Origin of the sequence: Agromyces mariniharenae, from assembly GCF_008122505.1 — a bacterium.
GTDB classification, from domain to species: domain Bacteria; phylum Actinomycetota; class Actinomycetes; order Actinomycetales; family Microbacteriaceae; genus Agromyces; species Agromyces mariniharenae.
The window spans coordinates 36,824-50,922 of record NZ_VSSB01000001.1 but is presented as its reverse complement, the minus strand read 5'-3'; the positions used below and the strand labels follow the sequence as shown (position 1 = coordinate 50,922).

General features: G+C 72.8%; 13 protein-coding genes. 10 read left to right on the top strand and 3 right to left on the bottom strand.

From position 1 onward, the window contains the following. The first annotated feature begins 134 nt into the window (after nucleotides 1-134). From FYC51_RS00205 to FYC51_RS00195, 3 genes are all read left to right on the top strand, one after another. Nucleotides 135-1,127, top strand: coding sequence for a methylenetetrahydrofolate reductase (locus FYC51_RS00205; RefSeq protein ID WP_148731647.1), 993 nt, complete (start codon nucleotides 135-137; stop codon nucleotides 1,125-1,127). Further along, nucleotides 1,124-3,469, top strand: a complete 2,346-nt coding sequence (gene metE, locus FYC51_RS00200; RefSeq protein WP_148731645.1) for a 5-methyltetrahydropteroyltriglutamate--homocysteine S-methyltransferase — start codon at nucleotides 1,124-1,126, stop codon at nucleotides 3,467-3,469. Before FYC51_RS00205 ends, metE begins: the two co-directional genes overlap by 4 nt. A gap of 138 nt (nucleotides 3,470-3,607) precedes the next feature. Continuing rightward, on the top strand, nucleotides 3,608-4,369 hold the full coding sequence (locus tag FYC51_RS00195) for an alpha/beta fold hydrolase (RefSeq protein WP_148731644.1): 762 nt from the start codon (nucleotides 3,608-3,610) through the stop codon (nucleotides 4,367-4,369). Nucleotides 4,370-4,438: 69 nt separating this feature from the next. Here the strand turns inward: FYC51_RS00195 and lexA are convergent, their stop codons facing one another. Beyond that, nucleotides 4,439-5,116, bottom strand: coding sequence for a transcriptional repressor LexA (gene lexA, locus FYC51_RS00190; protein WP_238476327.1), 678 nt, complete (start codon nucleotides 5,114-5,116; stop codon nucleotides 4,439-4,441). Between the two features lie 267 nt (nucleotides 5,117-5,383). On the opposite strand from lexA, the gene FYC51_RS00185 reads away from it, so the two are divergent. The 7 genes from FYC51_RS00185 to FYC51_RS00155 all read left to right on the top strand — a co-directional run bounded on the left by FYC51_RS00185 (nucleotide 5,384) and on the right by FYC51_RS00155 (nucleotide 10,662). Beyond that, nucleotides 5,384-5,752 (top strand): LysM peptidoglycan-binding domain-containing protein, encoded by a 369-nt coding sequence (locus FYC51_RS00185; RefSeq protein ID WP_238476146.1) that lies wholly within the window; start codon nucleotides 5,384-5,386, stop codon nucleotides 5,750-5,752. A gap of 46 nt (nucleotides 5,753-5,798) precedes the next feature. Then, nucleotides 5,799-6,890, top strand: a complete 1,092-nt coding sequence (locus tag FYC51_RS00180) for a histidinol-phosphate transaminase (protein WP_148731641.1) — start codon at nucleotides 5,799-5,801, stop codon at nucleotides 6,888-6,890. Nucleotides 6,891-6,951: 61 nt separating this feature from the next. Next, nucleotides 6,952-7,566: an imidazoleglycerol-phosphate dehydratase HisB gene (gene hisB, locus FYC51_RS00175; protein WP_148731639.1), complete on the top strand. Its 615-nt coding sequence runs from the start codon at nucleotides 6,952-6,954 to the stop codon at nucleotides 7,564-7,566. Further along, complete coding sequence (gene hisH, locus FYC51_RS00170; protein WP_148731637.1) at nucleotides 7,563-8,201, top strand: imidazole glycerol phosphate synthase subunit HisH; 639 nt, start codon at nucleotides 7,563-7,565, stop codon at nucleotides 8,199-8,201. The genes hisB and hisH overlap by 4 nt, the downstream gene beginning before the upstream one ends. A 120-nt stretch (nucleotides 8,202-8,321) precedes the next feature. Then, the gene (gene priA, locus FYC51_RS00165; protein ID WP_148731635.1) at nucleotides 8,322-9,068 is read left to right on the top strand and encodes a bifunctional 1-(5-phosphoribosyl)-5-((5-phosphoribosylamino)methylideneamino)imidazole-4-carboxamide isomerase/phosphoribosylanthranilate isomerase PriA; all 747 of its coding nucleotides are present in this window, start codon (nucleotides 8,322-8,324) and stop codon (nucleotides 9,066-9,068) included. Further along, a complete protein-coding gene (locus tag FYC51_RS00160) occupies nucleotides 9,052-9,918 on the top strand; it encodes an SseB family protein (protein WP_148731634.1) in 867 nt (288 codons plus the stop codon). The genes priA and FYC51_RS00160 overlap by 17 nt, the downstream gene beginning before the upstream one ends. Before the next feature lie 30 nt (nucleotides 9,919-9,948). Next, nucleotides 9,949-10,662, top strand: coding sequence for a hypothetical protein (locus FYC51_RS00155; protein WP_148731632.1), 714 nt, complete (start codon nucleotides 9,949-9,951; stop codon nucleotides 10,660-10,662). Here the strand turns inward: FYC51_RS00155 and FYC51_RS00150 are convergent. After that, the gene (locus tag FYC51_RS00150; RefSeq protein WP_238476145.1) at nucleotides 10,594-12,132 is read right to left on the bottom strand and encodes a dynamin family protein; all 1,539 of its coding nucleotides are present in this window, start codon (nucleotides 12,130-12,132) and stop codon (nucleotides 10,594-10,596) included. The genes FYC51_RS00155 and FYC51_RS00150 overlap by 69 nt on opposite strands. After that, the gene (locus tag FYC51_RS00145; protein ID WP_148731630.1) at nucleotides 12,129-14,048 is read right to left on the bottom strand and encodes a dynamin family protein; all 1,920 of its coding nucleotides are present in this window, start codon (nucleotides 14,046-14,048) and stop codon (nucleotides 12,129-12,131) included. The genes FYC51_RS00150 and FYC51_RS00145 overlap by 4 nt, the downstream gene beginning before the upstream one ends. Nucleotides 14,049-14,099: the final 51 nt, after the last annotated feature.

Sequence of the window (14,099 nt, the reverse complement as noted above, 5' to 3'; positions counted from 1 at the left end):
ACGGCCGGATGCCGGGCACCTGGAGCGACCGCCGAGCCCGGCACCCGCCCGCGACACCCACCCGCCGAGTACGGCCGGGGGACGCGGCCTGCCGTGCATTCCTCGACGACACGGCCCCGCCACGCAGGAGCACCATGGCAGAGACCGGACAGGACGCCGGCGGCGCCGACTGTCGGCCCCGCACGCCGGTCTCGTTCGAGCTGTATCCGCCGCGATCGGATGCCGCGGCGCTCGCCCTGGGGCGCACCATCGACCGCCTCGCCGAGGCGGACCCCGCGTTCATCTCGGTGACGTTCGGCGCGGGCGGCACGTCGCGCGACCGCTCGCTCACGGTGCTCCGCTACATGCTCGAGAACACCGACGTCGAGCCCATGGCGCACCTCACGTGCGTCGGCTCCTCGCACGCGGAGGCGAACCGCCTCGTGCGCGAGTTCCTGGACGCCGGCATCACGAGCTTCCTCGCGCTCCGGGGGGACCCACCGGTGGGCGCCGACTCCGACGAGGGCATCGGCGACCTCGACAGCGCCGCCGAGCTCGTGCAGCTCATCCACCGCGTGCAGGAGGAGCGGGAGCCGTTCGCGCAGGTCGGCATCCCCGGCCTGCCCGGCGTGACGCAGATCGGCGAGCGGCCGCGGCCCGAGCGCGTGGCCGTGGCGGCGTTCCCCACGGGGCATCCGCGCTCGCGTGGCGCCGCGCAGGACGTGGACACGCTGCTCGCGAAGGAGATCGCCGGCGCGAACCTCGCGATCACCCAGCTCTTCTGGCACGCCGACGACTACCTCGGGTTCGTCGAACGGGCCCGGGCAGGCGGCGTGACCATCCCGATCCTCCCGGGCATCATGCCGGTCACCACGCCCGCCCGGCTCGCGCGGCTCACCGAGCTCACGGGCGTCGAGCCGCCCGCGTCGCTCGCGATCGACCTCGAGATCGAGCCCGACGCCGCCGCGCAGGTCGAGATCGGCATCGACTTCGCCACCCGGCTCGCCGCCGACGTGCTCGACGGCGGCGCACCCGGCCTGCACCTGTACACCTTCAACCGCCACGAAGCCGTGCTCGACGTCGTCGACCGCCTCGGCCTCGGCCCCCACGACCGACTCGTCAACGAGAGGAACACCACAGAACGATGACCGCACACGCCTTCCCCACCGGCACGATCCTGGGCTACCCGCGCATCGGCCGCCGCCGCGAGCTGAAGAAGGCCGTCGAGGCCTTCTGGACCGGCACGATCGACGCCGCCGAGCTCGAGGCCGCCTCGGCGGAGCTCCGGGCAGCGACCAGGGAGCGGCTCGCGTCGCTCGGCCTCGGGCGCGACGACTCGTCGATCCCCGAGTCGTTCTCGTACTACGACCAGGTGCTCGACGCCGCGATCGCCGTCGGCGCCGTGCCCGAGCGCTTCCACCGCCTGCAGGACGAGGCCGGCCGGGTCGACCTCGCCGGGTACTTCACCATCGCCCGCGGCGAGGGCGAGGACGCCCCGCTCGAGATGACGAAGTGGTTCGACTCGAACTACCACTACCTGGTGCCCGAGATCGGCCCCGACACCGCCTTCGCGCTGCACGCCGACCGCATCCTCGCCGAGTTCGCCGAGGCCAGGGCGGCCGGGTTCCTGACCCGCCCCGTCATCGTCGGCCCGGTCACGTTCCTCCTGCTCGCGAAGGCAGCCGACGGCGCGCCCGAGGGCTTCCGCCCGCTCGACCGCCTCGACGAGCTCGTGCCCGTCTACGCCGCACTCCTGGCCGAGCTCGCCGCCGCCGGCGCCGCCTGGGTCCAGCTCGACGAGCCGGCGCTCGTGAGCGAGAGCATCGACGAGCCCCGCGAGCGCGTCCTCGACGCGATCGGCCGCGCCTACGACGCCCTCGGCACTGCCGAAGAGCGTCCCGCGATCTTCGTGGCCGCGCCCTACGGCGCACTCGACGACGCGCTGCCGGCTCTCGCCGCCGCCCCCGTCGAGGCGATCTCGTTCGACCTCGTGCGCGGCACCGCGCCCGAGCAGCTCGACCCGGCGACCGAGGAGTCGCTCGCCGCGAAGACGCTCGTCGCGGGCGTCATCGACGGTCACAACATCTGGCGCGGCGACCTCGCGCACGCGTTCGAGCGCGCCGACGCGCTGCGCTCGCGCTCGGGCGATGTCGCGGTGTCGACCTCCACGTCGCTGCTGCACGTGCCGCACGACGTCGACGACGAGACGCTGCTCGACCCGCGCCTCGTGAGCTGGCTCGCGTTCGCCGACCAGAAGGTCGCGCAGGTCGCGACGCTCGCGCGCGGCCTCGCCGAGGGACGCGACGCGATCGCGACCGAGCTCGACGCGGCATCCGCTGCCCTGGCCGACCGCGCGGGCGCGCCGGGCGTGCGCGTGCCCGCCGTGCGCCACCGCCTCGACGCCCTCGCCGATCGCGACTTCACCCGCGCGGCGTACGACGAGCGCGTGGCGGCGCAGGAGGCCCTCGAGCTGCCCGAGCTGCCGACCACGACGATCGGCTCGTTCCCGCAGACGGCCGACATCCGCCGTGCTCGCGCCCGGCTCGTGAAGGCCGAGCTGACGGATGCCGAGTACCGTGCGCTCATGCGCGACGAGATCGAACGCGTCATCCGCCTGCAGGAGGACCTCGGCCTCGACGTGCTCGTGCACGGCGAGCCCGAGCGCAACGACATGGTGCAGTACTTCGCCGAGCTGCTCGACGGCTTCGCCGTGACGCAGCACGGCTGGGTGCAGTCCTATGGCTCGCGCTGCACGCGTCCGTCGATCCTGTGGGGCGACGTCTCGCGCCCTGCTCCCATGACGGTCGAGTGGTCGACGCACGCGCAGTCGCTCACCGAGAAGCCCGTGAAGGGCATGCTCACCGGGCCCGTGACGATCCTGGCGTGGTCGTTCGTGCGCGACGACCAGCCGCTCGGCGACACCGCCCGCCAGGTCGCGCTCGCCCTGCGCGACGAGATCGCCGACCTCGAGCAGGCCGGCATCCGCGTGATCCAGGTCGACGAGCCCGCGCTGCGCGAGCTCCTGCCGCTGAAGCTCGCCGACCAGCCGGCGTACCTCGACTGGTCGGTCGGCTCGTTCCGCCTGGCCACGGGCGGCGCGGCGTCGGCGACCCAGGTGCACACGCACCTCTGCTACTCGGAGTTCGGCGTGGTGATCGACGCGATCCGCAACCTCGACGCCGACGTCACGTCGATCGAGGCCGCGCGCAGCCGCATGGAGGTCGTCGACGACCTGTCGTCGAGCGGCTTCGACCACGGCATCGGGCCGGGCGTCTACGACATCCACTCGCCGCGCGTGCCGAGCGCCGCCGAGGTGCAGGCGCTCCTCGAGCGGGCCGTCGCCGAGATCCCCGCGTCGAAGCTGTGGGTCAACCCCGACTGCGGCCTGAAGACGCGCGGCTACGACGAGACGGTCGCCTCGCTCGAGCACATCATCGAGGCGACGCGCGCGGTGCGCGCCGAGCTCGCGGAGCCCGTGCTGGCCGAGTAGTCGGCATCGACGAAGGGGGCGGATGCCGCGGGCTCGCGGCATCCGCCCCTCGTCGTCTCGCACGCACACCGACGGGCTCGTGGCAACCCCTCGGCCGTCGTCGGGGGATTCCACAGGTGCGTCGCGTACGGTCGGCGCATGCGTCTCGCAGTGAACGAATCCGGCAGCGGCACGAAGACCGCCGTGCTCATCCACGGCATCATGTCGGATTCGCGAGCCTGGCACCGCGTCACCGCTGAACTGCACGAGCACGGCTTCCGCGTGCTCGCGGTCGACCTGGCCGGGCACGGGCGCAGCCCGCGTGCACGCCGGTACTCGCCGGCCGCCTGGGCGGACGACGTCGTCGAGACGCTGACGCCGCTGGTCGACGGTCCGCCCGACGTGGTCATGGGCCACTCGCTCGGCGGCCTCGTCGCGAGCCTCGTCGCCGACCGCATGGCGCCCCGGGCTGCGATCTACATCGACCCGGCCTTCTCGTTCCCCACCGGCATCCGCGGCTGGGCGTTCAAGGCGTTCTTCGCGGTCGCGCCGCGACCGAGGCGCTCGGCGCTCGTGCGCATGAACCCGAAGTGGAGCGCGGCCGACGTCGACATCGAGCTGGCCACCCTGCGGGACTGGGACCGACGGACGATCCTCGGCTTCGCCGACACCCGGCCGCTCGTGCCGCCGGCGCGGCTCGTCGCGCCGAGCCTCGTCGTGCTCGCGGAGAAGAGCCTGCTCATCACCGAGCGCGTCGCGGCGCAGCTGCGCCGGCAGGGCATGACCGTCGAGACCGTGGAGGGTACGGGCCACACCGTGTTCCGCGATGACCACGCCCGCTTCATGGACACGGTCGTCGGCTGGCTGCGCGGGGTGGCGAAGCCGCAGCCCCAGCCGGCAGCGGCGGTCGCCGCCGCCTGATCGCGCCGTCGCGGCATCCGTCGCGGTATCGGGCGCGAGCCCGGAATGCCACCGGCTCAGGTGCTGGGATCAGACCGTGCGCAGGACTGCCACGACCTTGCCGAGCACCTCGGCCTGGTCGCCGAGGATGGGCTCGAACGCGCTGTTGCGGGGGAGCAGCCAGGTATGGCCGTCGCGCTGACGGAACACCTTGACCGTCGCCTCGCCGTCGAGCATTGCGGCGACGATCTCGCCGTTCTCCGCCGTGCGCTGTGAGCGCACGACGACCCAGTCGCCGTCGCAGATGGCGGCGTCGATCATGGAGTCGCCGACGACCTTGAGGATGAAGAGCTCGCCCTTGCCGACGAGCTGGCGGGGGAGCGGGAACACCTCGTCGATCTGCTGCTCGGCCGTGATGGGGATGCCGGCGGCGATGCGCCCCACGAGCGGCACCATCGCGGCGTCGCCGACGGGGATGGGCTCACCGGCGGACGGCGCGCGATCGGCCGAACCGGGCAGCTCGATGAGCACCTCGAGGGCGCGCGGGCGGTTGGGGTCGCGACGCAGGTAGCCGGCCAGCTCGAGCTGGTTCAGCTGGTGCGTGACGCTGGAGAGCGACGAGAGCCCGACCGCGTCGCCGATCTCGCGCATGCTCGGCGGGTAGCCACGGCTCGACACCGAGCGCTGGATGACCTCGAGGATGGCGACCTGCTTGGCGCTGAGGCTCTTGCGGCGGCGCGCCCTGCCCTGGTCCCGCACGTCGTCGATGTCGGTGCTCAAGGTCTCCGCCCCTCGTTGCGGCCGCTCGCGACCGGATGTCGGTGGTCTCTGATCGACTGTGGTCGAACATTCGAAACTGTATCCGGCAGATGTCGGTGCGGCAAACATTCGTTCGAGTGTGTCGCGGAATCCGCGGGCGCATTCCGGCGAGTCGGGTGCTTGCAGCTTCGAACATTCGAAGATATATTCGGAACAGAGCTTCGCATCCGGCCCTCCCGGCCGAGGGTCGGATGCGACTCGTCCAGGAGGTGTGACATGAGCGCAGCGATCGTCCCGACCCGCACGATGACGGTGGAGTCGGCACCGCGCACGGCGACGCGGCTCCGACTCACGCGCCGGGGGCGCATCGTCTTCACCGCGCTGGCGTCCCTGCCGCTCGTCGTCTGGGCGCTCGTCACCGTCCTCGGTTCGGGTGGTGCAGCCGCCGACGGCGGCTCGTCGGCGCCGGCCTCCTCGTTCGAGTACGTCACGATCGGCCAGGGCGACTCGCTCTGGGCCATCGCCGAGTCGCTCGCGCCCGAGGGCGACCCGCGCGTCCTCATCGACGAGATCATCCGCCTCAACGGCCTCGACGACGCGGTCGTCGAGCCGGGGCAGCGGCTCGCCCTCCCGGTCGTCCCATGACGTCACGGCCGCGGGGCGCGCGTGAGCCCGTGGCTAGCATGGACGGGTGACGAGCCTCGACGACCTGCCCATCCGCGACGACCTGCGCGGGCGCACGCCCTACGGCGCGCCGCAGAAGTCGGTCCCGGTCGCGCTCAACGTCAACGAGAACACGCATCCGATCCCCGAGGACGTCGCGCACGACATCGTCGCCCGGGTCGCCGCGGCGATCCTCAGCCTCAATCGGTATCCCGACCGCGAGTTCACGGCGCTCCGACGCGCGCTCGCGGACTACCTCGGGCACGACCTCGACATCGACCGCATCTGGGCGGCGAACGGCTCGAACGAGGTGCTCCAGCACATCCTGCAGGCCTTCGGCGGACCCGGTCGCAGCGTGCTCGGCTTCGCCCCGACGTACTCCATGTACGGGCTGCTCGCGTCGGGCACCGGCACCGAGTGGATCACGGCCGGCCGCGACGACGAGTTCGAGCTCTCGCCCGAGACCGCCGTGGCCGCGGTGCGCGAGCACGACCCCGACATCGTGCTGCTCTGCGCACCGAACAACCCCACGGGCACGCCGCTCTCCCTCGAGACCATCACCGCGGTGGCGGATGCCGCGCGCGGCATCGTCGTGGTCGACGAGGCGTACATCGAGTTCGCCGATCCCGGCACCGCGAGCGCACTGACACTGCTCGAGGGCCGGCCCCGGCTGCTCGTGTCGCGCACCATGAGCAAGGCGTTCGCCTTCGCGGGCGCGCGGGTCGGCTACCTCGCCGCGGATCCCGCCGTCATCGACGCGCTCCGCCTCGTGCGCCTGCCGTACCACCTCTCGGCGCTGACGCAGGCCGCCGCGCTCGGCGCCCTGGCGCACTCGGACGAGATGCTCGCCATGGTCGGCGAGATCCGCGCGCAGCGCGAGCGGATCTCGACCGAGCTGGCCCGACTCGGCTTCCACCCCTATCGCAGCGGATCGAACTTCGTGCTCTTCGGCGGCGTCGACGACCCGCACGCCGTGTTCCAGGCGCTGCTCGACCGCGGCATCCTGATCCGCGAGATCGGCCTGCCCGGCTGCCTCCGCGTGACCGCGGGCACCGAGGCCGAGACGAGCGCGTTCCTCGAGGCGATCGCGGTCTTCGCGCCCGCCACCGCGGCCTCCTGACCCACGACCGGCGCACCTCGCGCCCCGACGAGCGCCCAGCGCGCCCGAATAGGATGACGACATGACCACTCCCGGCGCCCCGCGCACCGCACGCGTGCAGCGCGAGACGAGCGAGTCCAGCATCGACCTGTCGCTGAACCTCGACGGCTCGGGCAGTAGCGACATCGAGACCACGGTGCCGTTCTACGACCACCTGCTCACCGCGTTCGCGAAGCACTCGCTCACCGACCTCACCGTGCGCGCCCGCGGCGACATCGAGATCGACGTGCACCACACCGTGGAGGACGTCGGCATCGTGCTCGGCCAGGCGATCCGCGAGGCCCTCGACGACAAGCGGGGCATCTCCCGCTACGGCGACGCGCTCGTGCCGCTCGACGAGGCGCTCGCGCAGGCCGTGGTCGACATCTCGGGCCGCCCGTTCCTGGTGCACACGGGGGAGCCCGCCGGATTCGAGTTCCACCTCATCGGCGGCCACTTCACGGGCTCCATGGTGCGCCACGTGTTCGAGGCGATCGCGTTCAACGCGGGCCTCACGGTCCACGTCAACGTGCTCGCCGGGCGCGACCCGCACCACATCGCGGAGGCCGAGTTCAAGGCGTTCGCCCGCGCCTTCCGCCAGGCGAAGGCCCTCGACCCGCTCGTCAGCGGCATCCCGTCGACGAAGGGCGCCCTGTGACCGCGACGCGCCGCGTGGTGCTGCTCGACTACGGCTCGGGCAACATCCACTCGGCCGCGAAGGCGCTCGAACGCGCCGGCGCCGAGGTGCAGGTCACGGCGGATCGCGCCGCCGCAATGGAGGCCGACGGGCTCGTCGTCCCGGGCGTCGGGGCGTTCAAGGCCGTCATGGACCAGCTGCGGGCCGTGCGGGGCGACGAGATCATCGACCGGCGGCTCGCAGGCGGGCGCCCGGTGCTCGGGATCTGCGTCGGCATGCAGGTGCTGTTCGACCGCGGCGTCGAGCGCGGCGTCGACACCGAGGGCCTCGGCGAATGGCCGGGCGTCGTGACCGAGCTGCCGTCGCCGGTGCTGCCGCACATGGGCTGGAACACGGTGCGTCCCGACGTCGGCAGCGTGCTGTTCGAGGGCATCGAGGACGAGCGGTTCTACTTCGTGCACTCCTACGCCGCGCAGGAGTGGCTCCTCGACGTGGTCCCGCCGTTCCCGCAGCCGAGGCTGACCTGGTCGGAGCACGGCGGCCCGTTCCTCGCGGCGGTCGAGAACGGCCCGCTGTCGGCGACGCAGTTCCACCCCGAGAAGTCGTCCGAGGCCGGCATCCGGCTGCTCGCGAACTGGCTGGGCACGCTCGGCTGACCTGCGGGGCGCACCGGGGCCGGCGGGGGGCGTCATCCACGGGCCGCCGGCGCGCGACCCGACTAGGATGCTGTGACTGTGCCGCTGTGGTGCCTCACAGCCACCGATACGAGGACAGTGATGAGTGAGTTCAACAAGACCCCCCGTCTCGTGCTGCTTCCGGCAGTCGACGTCGCGGGGGGCAAGGCCGTCCGCCTGACGAAGGGCGAGGCCGGCACCGAGACGAACTACGGCGACCCGGTCGACGCGGCCGCCGACTGGGCCGACCAGGGGGCGGAGTGGATCCACCTCGTCGACCTCGACGCCGCCTTCGGCCGCGGCTCCAACGCGGGCATCCTGAAGAAGGTCATCCGCCAGGTGCGCGGGGTGAACGTCGAGCTGTCCGGCGGCATCCGCGACGACGCGTCGCTCGAGCACGCGCTCGAGATCGGCGCGAAGCGCATCAACCTCGGCACCGCGGCGCTCGAGAACCCCGAGTGGGCGGCATCCGTCATCGCCCAGTACGGCGAGGCCATCGCCGTCGGCCTCGACGTGCGCGGCACGACCCTCGCGGCCCGCGGCTGGACGAAGGACGGCGGCGACCTCTGGCAGGTCATGGACCGCCTCGAGGAGGCGGGCGCCGCTCGCTACGTCGTGACCGACGTCACCAAGGACGGCACGCTGCAGGGCCCGAACCTCGACCTGCTGCGCCAGATCATGGATCGCACGCACCGGCCTGTCGTGGCCTCCGGCGGCGTCTCCAGCCTCGACGACATCGCGGCGCTTCGCGAGCTCGTGCCGCTCGGGCTCGAGGGTTCGATCGTCGGCAAGGCGCTCTACGCGGGCGCGTTCACGCTGGCCGAGGCCCTGGATGTCGCCGGCCGCTGACCCCGTCGACGGGCGGGCGGATGCCGCGTCCGCCGGCCGTGACGACGACGCCGTCCGCCACGACCCGGCCGCGACCGACTCCGCCGGCGTGCCGTGGGCCGGACGCTCGTTCCAGCCCAATCCGCACGCCGCCGACGACGGACGCGCGCCCGAGGCGCTCGCCGCCGCCGTCCGCCGCTTCCGCGCGGGCGAGGGCGGGCAGGCGGAGGTGGTCGCCGCGTTCGGGCCCGCGCGCCTGCTGATCCCGCTCCTCGCCGACCTCGGCGACGGCGGCGCGGAGGTCGGCGCGGGCGGCCTCGCGGTCGACAAGAGCCAGGAGCTCTCGATCGTCACGGTCGAGGGCCCTGGTGGACGTCGCGTCCTGCCCGTGTTCGCCTCGGTCGACGCGATGTCGGCGTGGAACCCGGTCGCCCGGCCCGTGCCCGCCGACGGGGTGCGCGTCGCGCTCGCCGCGGCCGACGACGGCACCGACCTGGTGGTGCTCGACCCGGGCTCCGCAGGCGAGTTCGTGCTCCGGCGGCCGGCCGTCTGGGCCGTCGCCCAGTCGCAGGCGTGGACGCCGCCGTTCGAGTCCGACGTGGTGCAGGCCGCGTTCGAGCGGTCGATCGGCACGGAGCTGGCCGTGCTCGGCGTCGAGCTGTCCGCCGGGGATCCGGGCGCGCGGCTCGCGGGCCCCGAGCTCGTGGTGCGCCTCGAGCTCGTCGGCGGGCTCACCCGCGCCGAGCTCGACGCCGTGCTGCAGCGCCTGGCCGCGAGATGGGCCGCCGACGACGCGATCGCGACGCTCGTGGACTCGCTCGCGGTGCGGCTCGTCGGCCCGGCCGACGGCGTCGGCGACGCCTCCGCGTGACCGCGACCGCGCTGCCGTAGGCTGGCGCTCATGGGGGACAGGTCCATCGGGGACGGCGAGTCGCGGCATCCGGAGCACGACGTCGAGGGGGCCGATGACGGGTCGCGCGGGCCGACGCACCATGCCGCGATCGAGCGGGAGACCGATCCCGACGACCCGCGCTACCGCCCGCTCGTGCCCGACGACGACCCCGACGCGGTGCCGCCGCCGGCACGACCGGTCATGTCCGACCGAACGAAGCCGCCCGTGCTGCGCCCGCTCCCGCCGCCGCGGTCGATCCGCACGTCGCGGTCGCTCTGGCTTCTGAGCTTCGTGCTCGGCGCGGTCGGCGTGCTCCTCGCCTTCCTCTCGCACGGGGCCGTCACGACCGAGCTGACCGAGGTGATCGGGCGCCTGTCGCCGACGTACGACGAGTCGGAGGTCGGCGCCATCGTCGACGTCGTCTACTGGGCGAGCCTCGCCGGGATGGGCGTCGTCGTGGCCGTCGAGGCGGCGCTGCTCGCGTTCATGATGAACCGTCGCGGCGGCGCGAGGTGGCTGCTGCTGATCGCGCTGGCGCTCCAGGCCGGCGTGGTGCTCATGGGGTCGGCGTTCCTCGCGGTCGGCGACCTGGCCGTGCCGGTGCAGCTCCTGCTCGTCGGGGGGTTCGTCGTCGCATTCGCCGCGTGGGTGTGCTCACTCGCCCCCTCCGCCCACCGGTGGTTCCGGATGAAGGACGAGGCGCAGTTGGCGACGCTCGACTGACGCGGGCGCCGTCGCGACCACGAGCGCCTCGCACGAGCGGGTCACGATGTCGCAGGCCTCCGCCGAGGCACGATCGAGCAGCGGACTGCCGGCCAGCGCCCGCCAGCGCCCCAGCGCGGTCATCGCGGCCGCCCGCACCTCGTCGGCGCCGACGCCGTCGGGGAGCCCGAGGCGTCGCTCGGGCGACGTGCCCGCGCCGCCGATGAGCCGCTCGGCCGCTGCGGCCTCGTCGGGCGGCAGGTCGAGGCCGGTCGTGCGAGCCGTCGACAGGAGCGCGAGCTCGCGGAGCTCGTGCGCGTTCGACTCGAGCCGCTCGATCGCGGCCGGCAGGCGTGAGCCCTCGGGGCGGGGCCGGTCGCGCACGAGGGCGCCGAGCGCGGCGAGGGCGGTGCGCGCCTTCAGCACGTCGGCGCGGGAGCGGAACTGGTCGCCGACGAGCCGCACGAGCTCCTCGAGGCCGCTGCGCCGGTACAGCTCGTCGGCGAGCTCGGTCGAGTCGTCGCAGCCCGACCGGATCGCGACCGTCGACATCCGGATCCCGAACATCCCGAACCGATCGAGCAGGTTCCGCCGCGCGTCGGGGCTCACGTCGATGCCCGCGTCGGCCCGCACGAAGCGGTCGACCGACACGAGCATGCGCTCGCGTGCGTCGCGGCCGAGCCGGGCGAGCTCGCGCAGCGCCTCGAACTCGTGCTCGCGCAGGGTGCGGGCGGACTGCGCGACGAGCCCCGCGATGGGCACGATGTCGAGTGCGAGCGATCGCAGCGCGCCGTCGGTGCGGTAGCGCTCGGCGATCGTGCGCGCGGAGAGCAGGGCGTCGATGCGCCCGGCGCCGATCTCGTCGGCACGTGAGAGCACCGCCATCGCGTTGACCGTGCGCGATCTCCCGACCGCGGTGTCGTGGAATGCGGAGAGGAACCCGAGGTCGGCGGAGTGCAGGTGGCGCATCAGGTAGACGATCGCGTCGGCTTCGGGCGGCGACTCGGTCGGCGTGAGGAAGGCCGCCGACCGGGCCGAGATCTCGGTCGAGAGCGAGGCGATGCCCGGCGTGTCGATGAGGGTTACCTCCTCGAGCCGCCGCGAGGGCCACTCGACGACGATCCGGTCGATGTCCTCGTGCGGCGTGCCGTCGAGGTCGATCTGCAGCCGACCCTCGATGCGCCGCACGGGCAGGGTGCGCTCGGCGCCCGACGCGAGGTGCATCGTGATGCGGGGCGCGGTGCCGTGGCGGTACCAGATGACGACCTTCGTGCATTCCGCGGCATCCGTCGGCGCGATCTCCTCGCCGATGATCGCGTTCAGGAGCGTCGACTTGCCCGCCTTGACCATGCCCGCCAACGCGACGCGCAGCGGGTCGCGAAGCCGCGTCGCGTGCTCCTCGAGCTGCGAGAGGGCGGCCGGGTCGTCGCGGTACTCGTCGGCCGCGGCATCCAGCAGCGCGCGGGTCTGATCGAGGAGCGCTGCGGTCACGCCCGCCCGACCTCGATCGTCGAGCGGGTCGACGAGCCGGCGGATGCCGCGGCGGCGCGTTCGCGGCCGGTCGGTGTCGTGGCATCCGCTGCGGCCTGTGCGGCCGCGGCGGCGGACTCGATCGCCCGCGCCCGCGCCGACAGCGCATCGACCCGCTGCAGGTCGCGCTTCAGGTCGGCCACGCGGCGGTCGCGCTCGTTGGCGTACATCGTCGCCGCCTTCTGCGCGGCGAGCACGGAGTCGGCCAGCGACCGGTGGTGCTCGTCGGCGATCGCGGTGAAGTGGTCGCGCGTGATGCGCTGCACGAGGCGGAGCCGGTCCTTCAACTGCTTGCCGACCTGGAAGACGACGTCGTCGACCTGCCGCCGGATCAGCGCCTTCGCCTCGGTGCGACGCCGCAGCAGGCGGGCCGCCGTGTCGTCCTTGTAGGCCTTGCGACCGATCACCGCCCCGGCGGCCAGCGAGAGCGGGTTGATGATCGACATGCCGACGATGCCGGTGATGATGCCCACCATGAGCACGCCGCCGTACGAGCCCTTGAGCCCGATGTAGAACTTCTGCATGGCGCCGAGGCGGCCGGACTCGAGGGTCGCCATATCGGCGACGGGGTCGAGCACGTCGCGGGTGTCGTCGACGTGGATGGTCGGCAGCGAGATCTCGTCCTCGGTGAAGTGCCTGGCCACCTTGGCGGAGAGCCACTGCGCACGCTCCTGCGTCCACACGAACGTGTCGGTCACGGCCGAGGAGACGCGCTGCTCGAACCACTCCACGATCTGGTCCCACACGGGGCCGGGGTCGCCCTCGTCGATGGCGTCCTCGGCCTCGCGCTGGATCTGCCGCATGCGGTCGCGCAGGTCGTGCTCCATGTCGGAGATCAGGTCGGTCGCACCGTCGTTGAGCGTGATCTGCCAGCGCGACGAGTTGCGCCGGAGCTCGTCGGCGCGACCCTTCGTCGCCTCGAGCTCGGCGATGATCTCGGGCGTCTTCTCGGGGTTGACGAGCGCGCTCATCTCGGTGTCGATCGACAACCGGAGGTGCTCCGTCGTCGAGACCAGGTCGACGGCGGAGGAGCGGCGCTGCAGGAGCTCCGCTCGCCCGACGATGTCGCGCCGCAGGTAGGCGGTGAGGTCGGCGAAGCCCGACTCGATGTTCAGCTCGGGATCCTCGGCCTTCATCGCCGCGAGGCGGAGGTTGGACGAGACCGGGAACAGGCGGATGTCGGGGTCGATGGCCGCGAGATGCGCGCGATCGAGCTCCTCGACCCGGCGCCATTGGGGGTACATGTCGACCTTGGTGAGCACGCACGCGACGTTGGGGCAGATCCGCATGGCGTGCCGGAGGAACTGGATCTCGGGCTCGGTGTACTCCTGCGAGGCGTCGGAGACGAAGAGCATGGCGTTCGTCGATGGGAGCGTCGCGAGGGTGGTCAGCGCGTGCGCGGAGTTGAGCCCGCCGACGCCGGGGGAGTCGATGAGGGTCAGCCCGCCGCGCAGGAGCTTCCGCGGCAGCTCCACCTCGGCGGCGTGGACCTCGGGCTCCCCACCCGGCTTCGCGCGCTCGGACACGTAGCGGGGGAGATCGCCGATCGGCACCGGGATGCGTCGTGGCCGGCCCTCCGCGTCGACCGGCCCGCCGTCGGCGCGCTGCGGCACCACCCACGCCGCCGAGGTCTCGCCGTGGCGGACGCTCGTGGGAACGGCCGTCGCGATGTCGTCGTCGACGGGGCACACGGGCGCGTTCACGAGTGCGTTGATCAACTGGCTCTTGCCCTGCTTGAATTCGCCGACGACGATGACCCGCACGCTCGGATCGAGGATCCGCTCCCTGGTCTGCTCGAGCCGGCGCCGCAGGTCGGCCCGATCGCCGCTCCCCGCCAGCGCGATGCCCTGGTCCACGAGTTCGATCAGCTGATGCACTCGATGCCCTCCCCTTCGAGTTCCTTCGATTCAACCAGATACGCAGCGGAA

Bases quoted from the DNA above. Each gene is read 5' to 3' on its own strand.
- priA (WP_148731635.1), top strand. From the start codon at position 8,322: ATGAGTGAGTTCAACAAGACCCCCCGTCTCGTGCTGCTTCCGGCAGTC.
- FYC51_RS00160 (WP_148731634.1), top strand. From the start codon at position 9,052: ATGTCGCCGGCCGCTGACCCCGTCGACGGGCGGGCGGATGCCGCGTCC.
- FYC51_RS00195 (WP_148731644.1), top strand. From the start codon at position 3,608: ATGCGTCTCGCAGTGAACGAATCCGGCAGCGGCACGAAGACCGCCGTG.
- metE (WP_148731645.1), top strand. From the start codon at position 1,124: ATGACCGCACACGCCTTCCCCACCGGCACGATCCTGGGCTACCCGCGC.
- FYC51_RS00155 (WP_148731632.1), top strand. From the start codon at position 9,949: ATGGGGGACAGGTCCATCGGGGACGGCGAGTCGCGGCATCCGGAGCAC.
- FYC51_RS00205 (WP_148731647.1), top strand. From the start codon at position 135: ATGGCAGAGACCGGACAGGACGCCGGCGGCGCCGACTGTCGGCCCCGC.
- hisB (WP_148731639.1), top strand. From the start codon at position 6,952: ATGACCACTCCCGGCGCCCCGCGCACCGCACGCGTGCAGCGCGAGACG.
- FYC51_RS00185 (WP_238476146.1), top strand. From the start codon at position 5,384: ATGAGCGCAGCGATCGTCCCGACCCGCACGATGACGGTGGAGTCGGCA.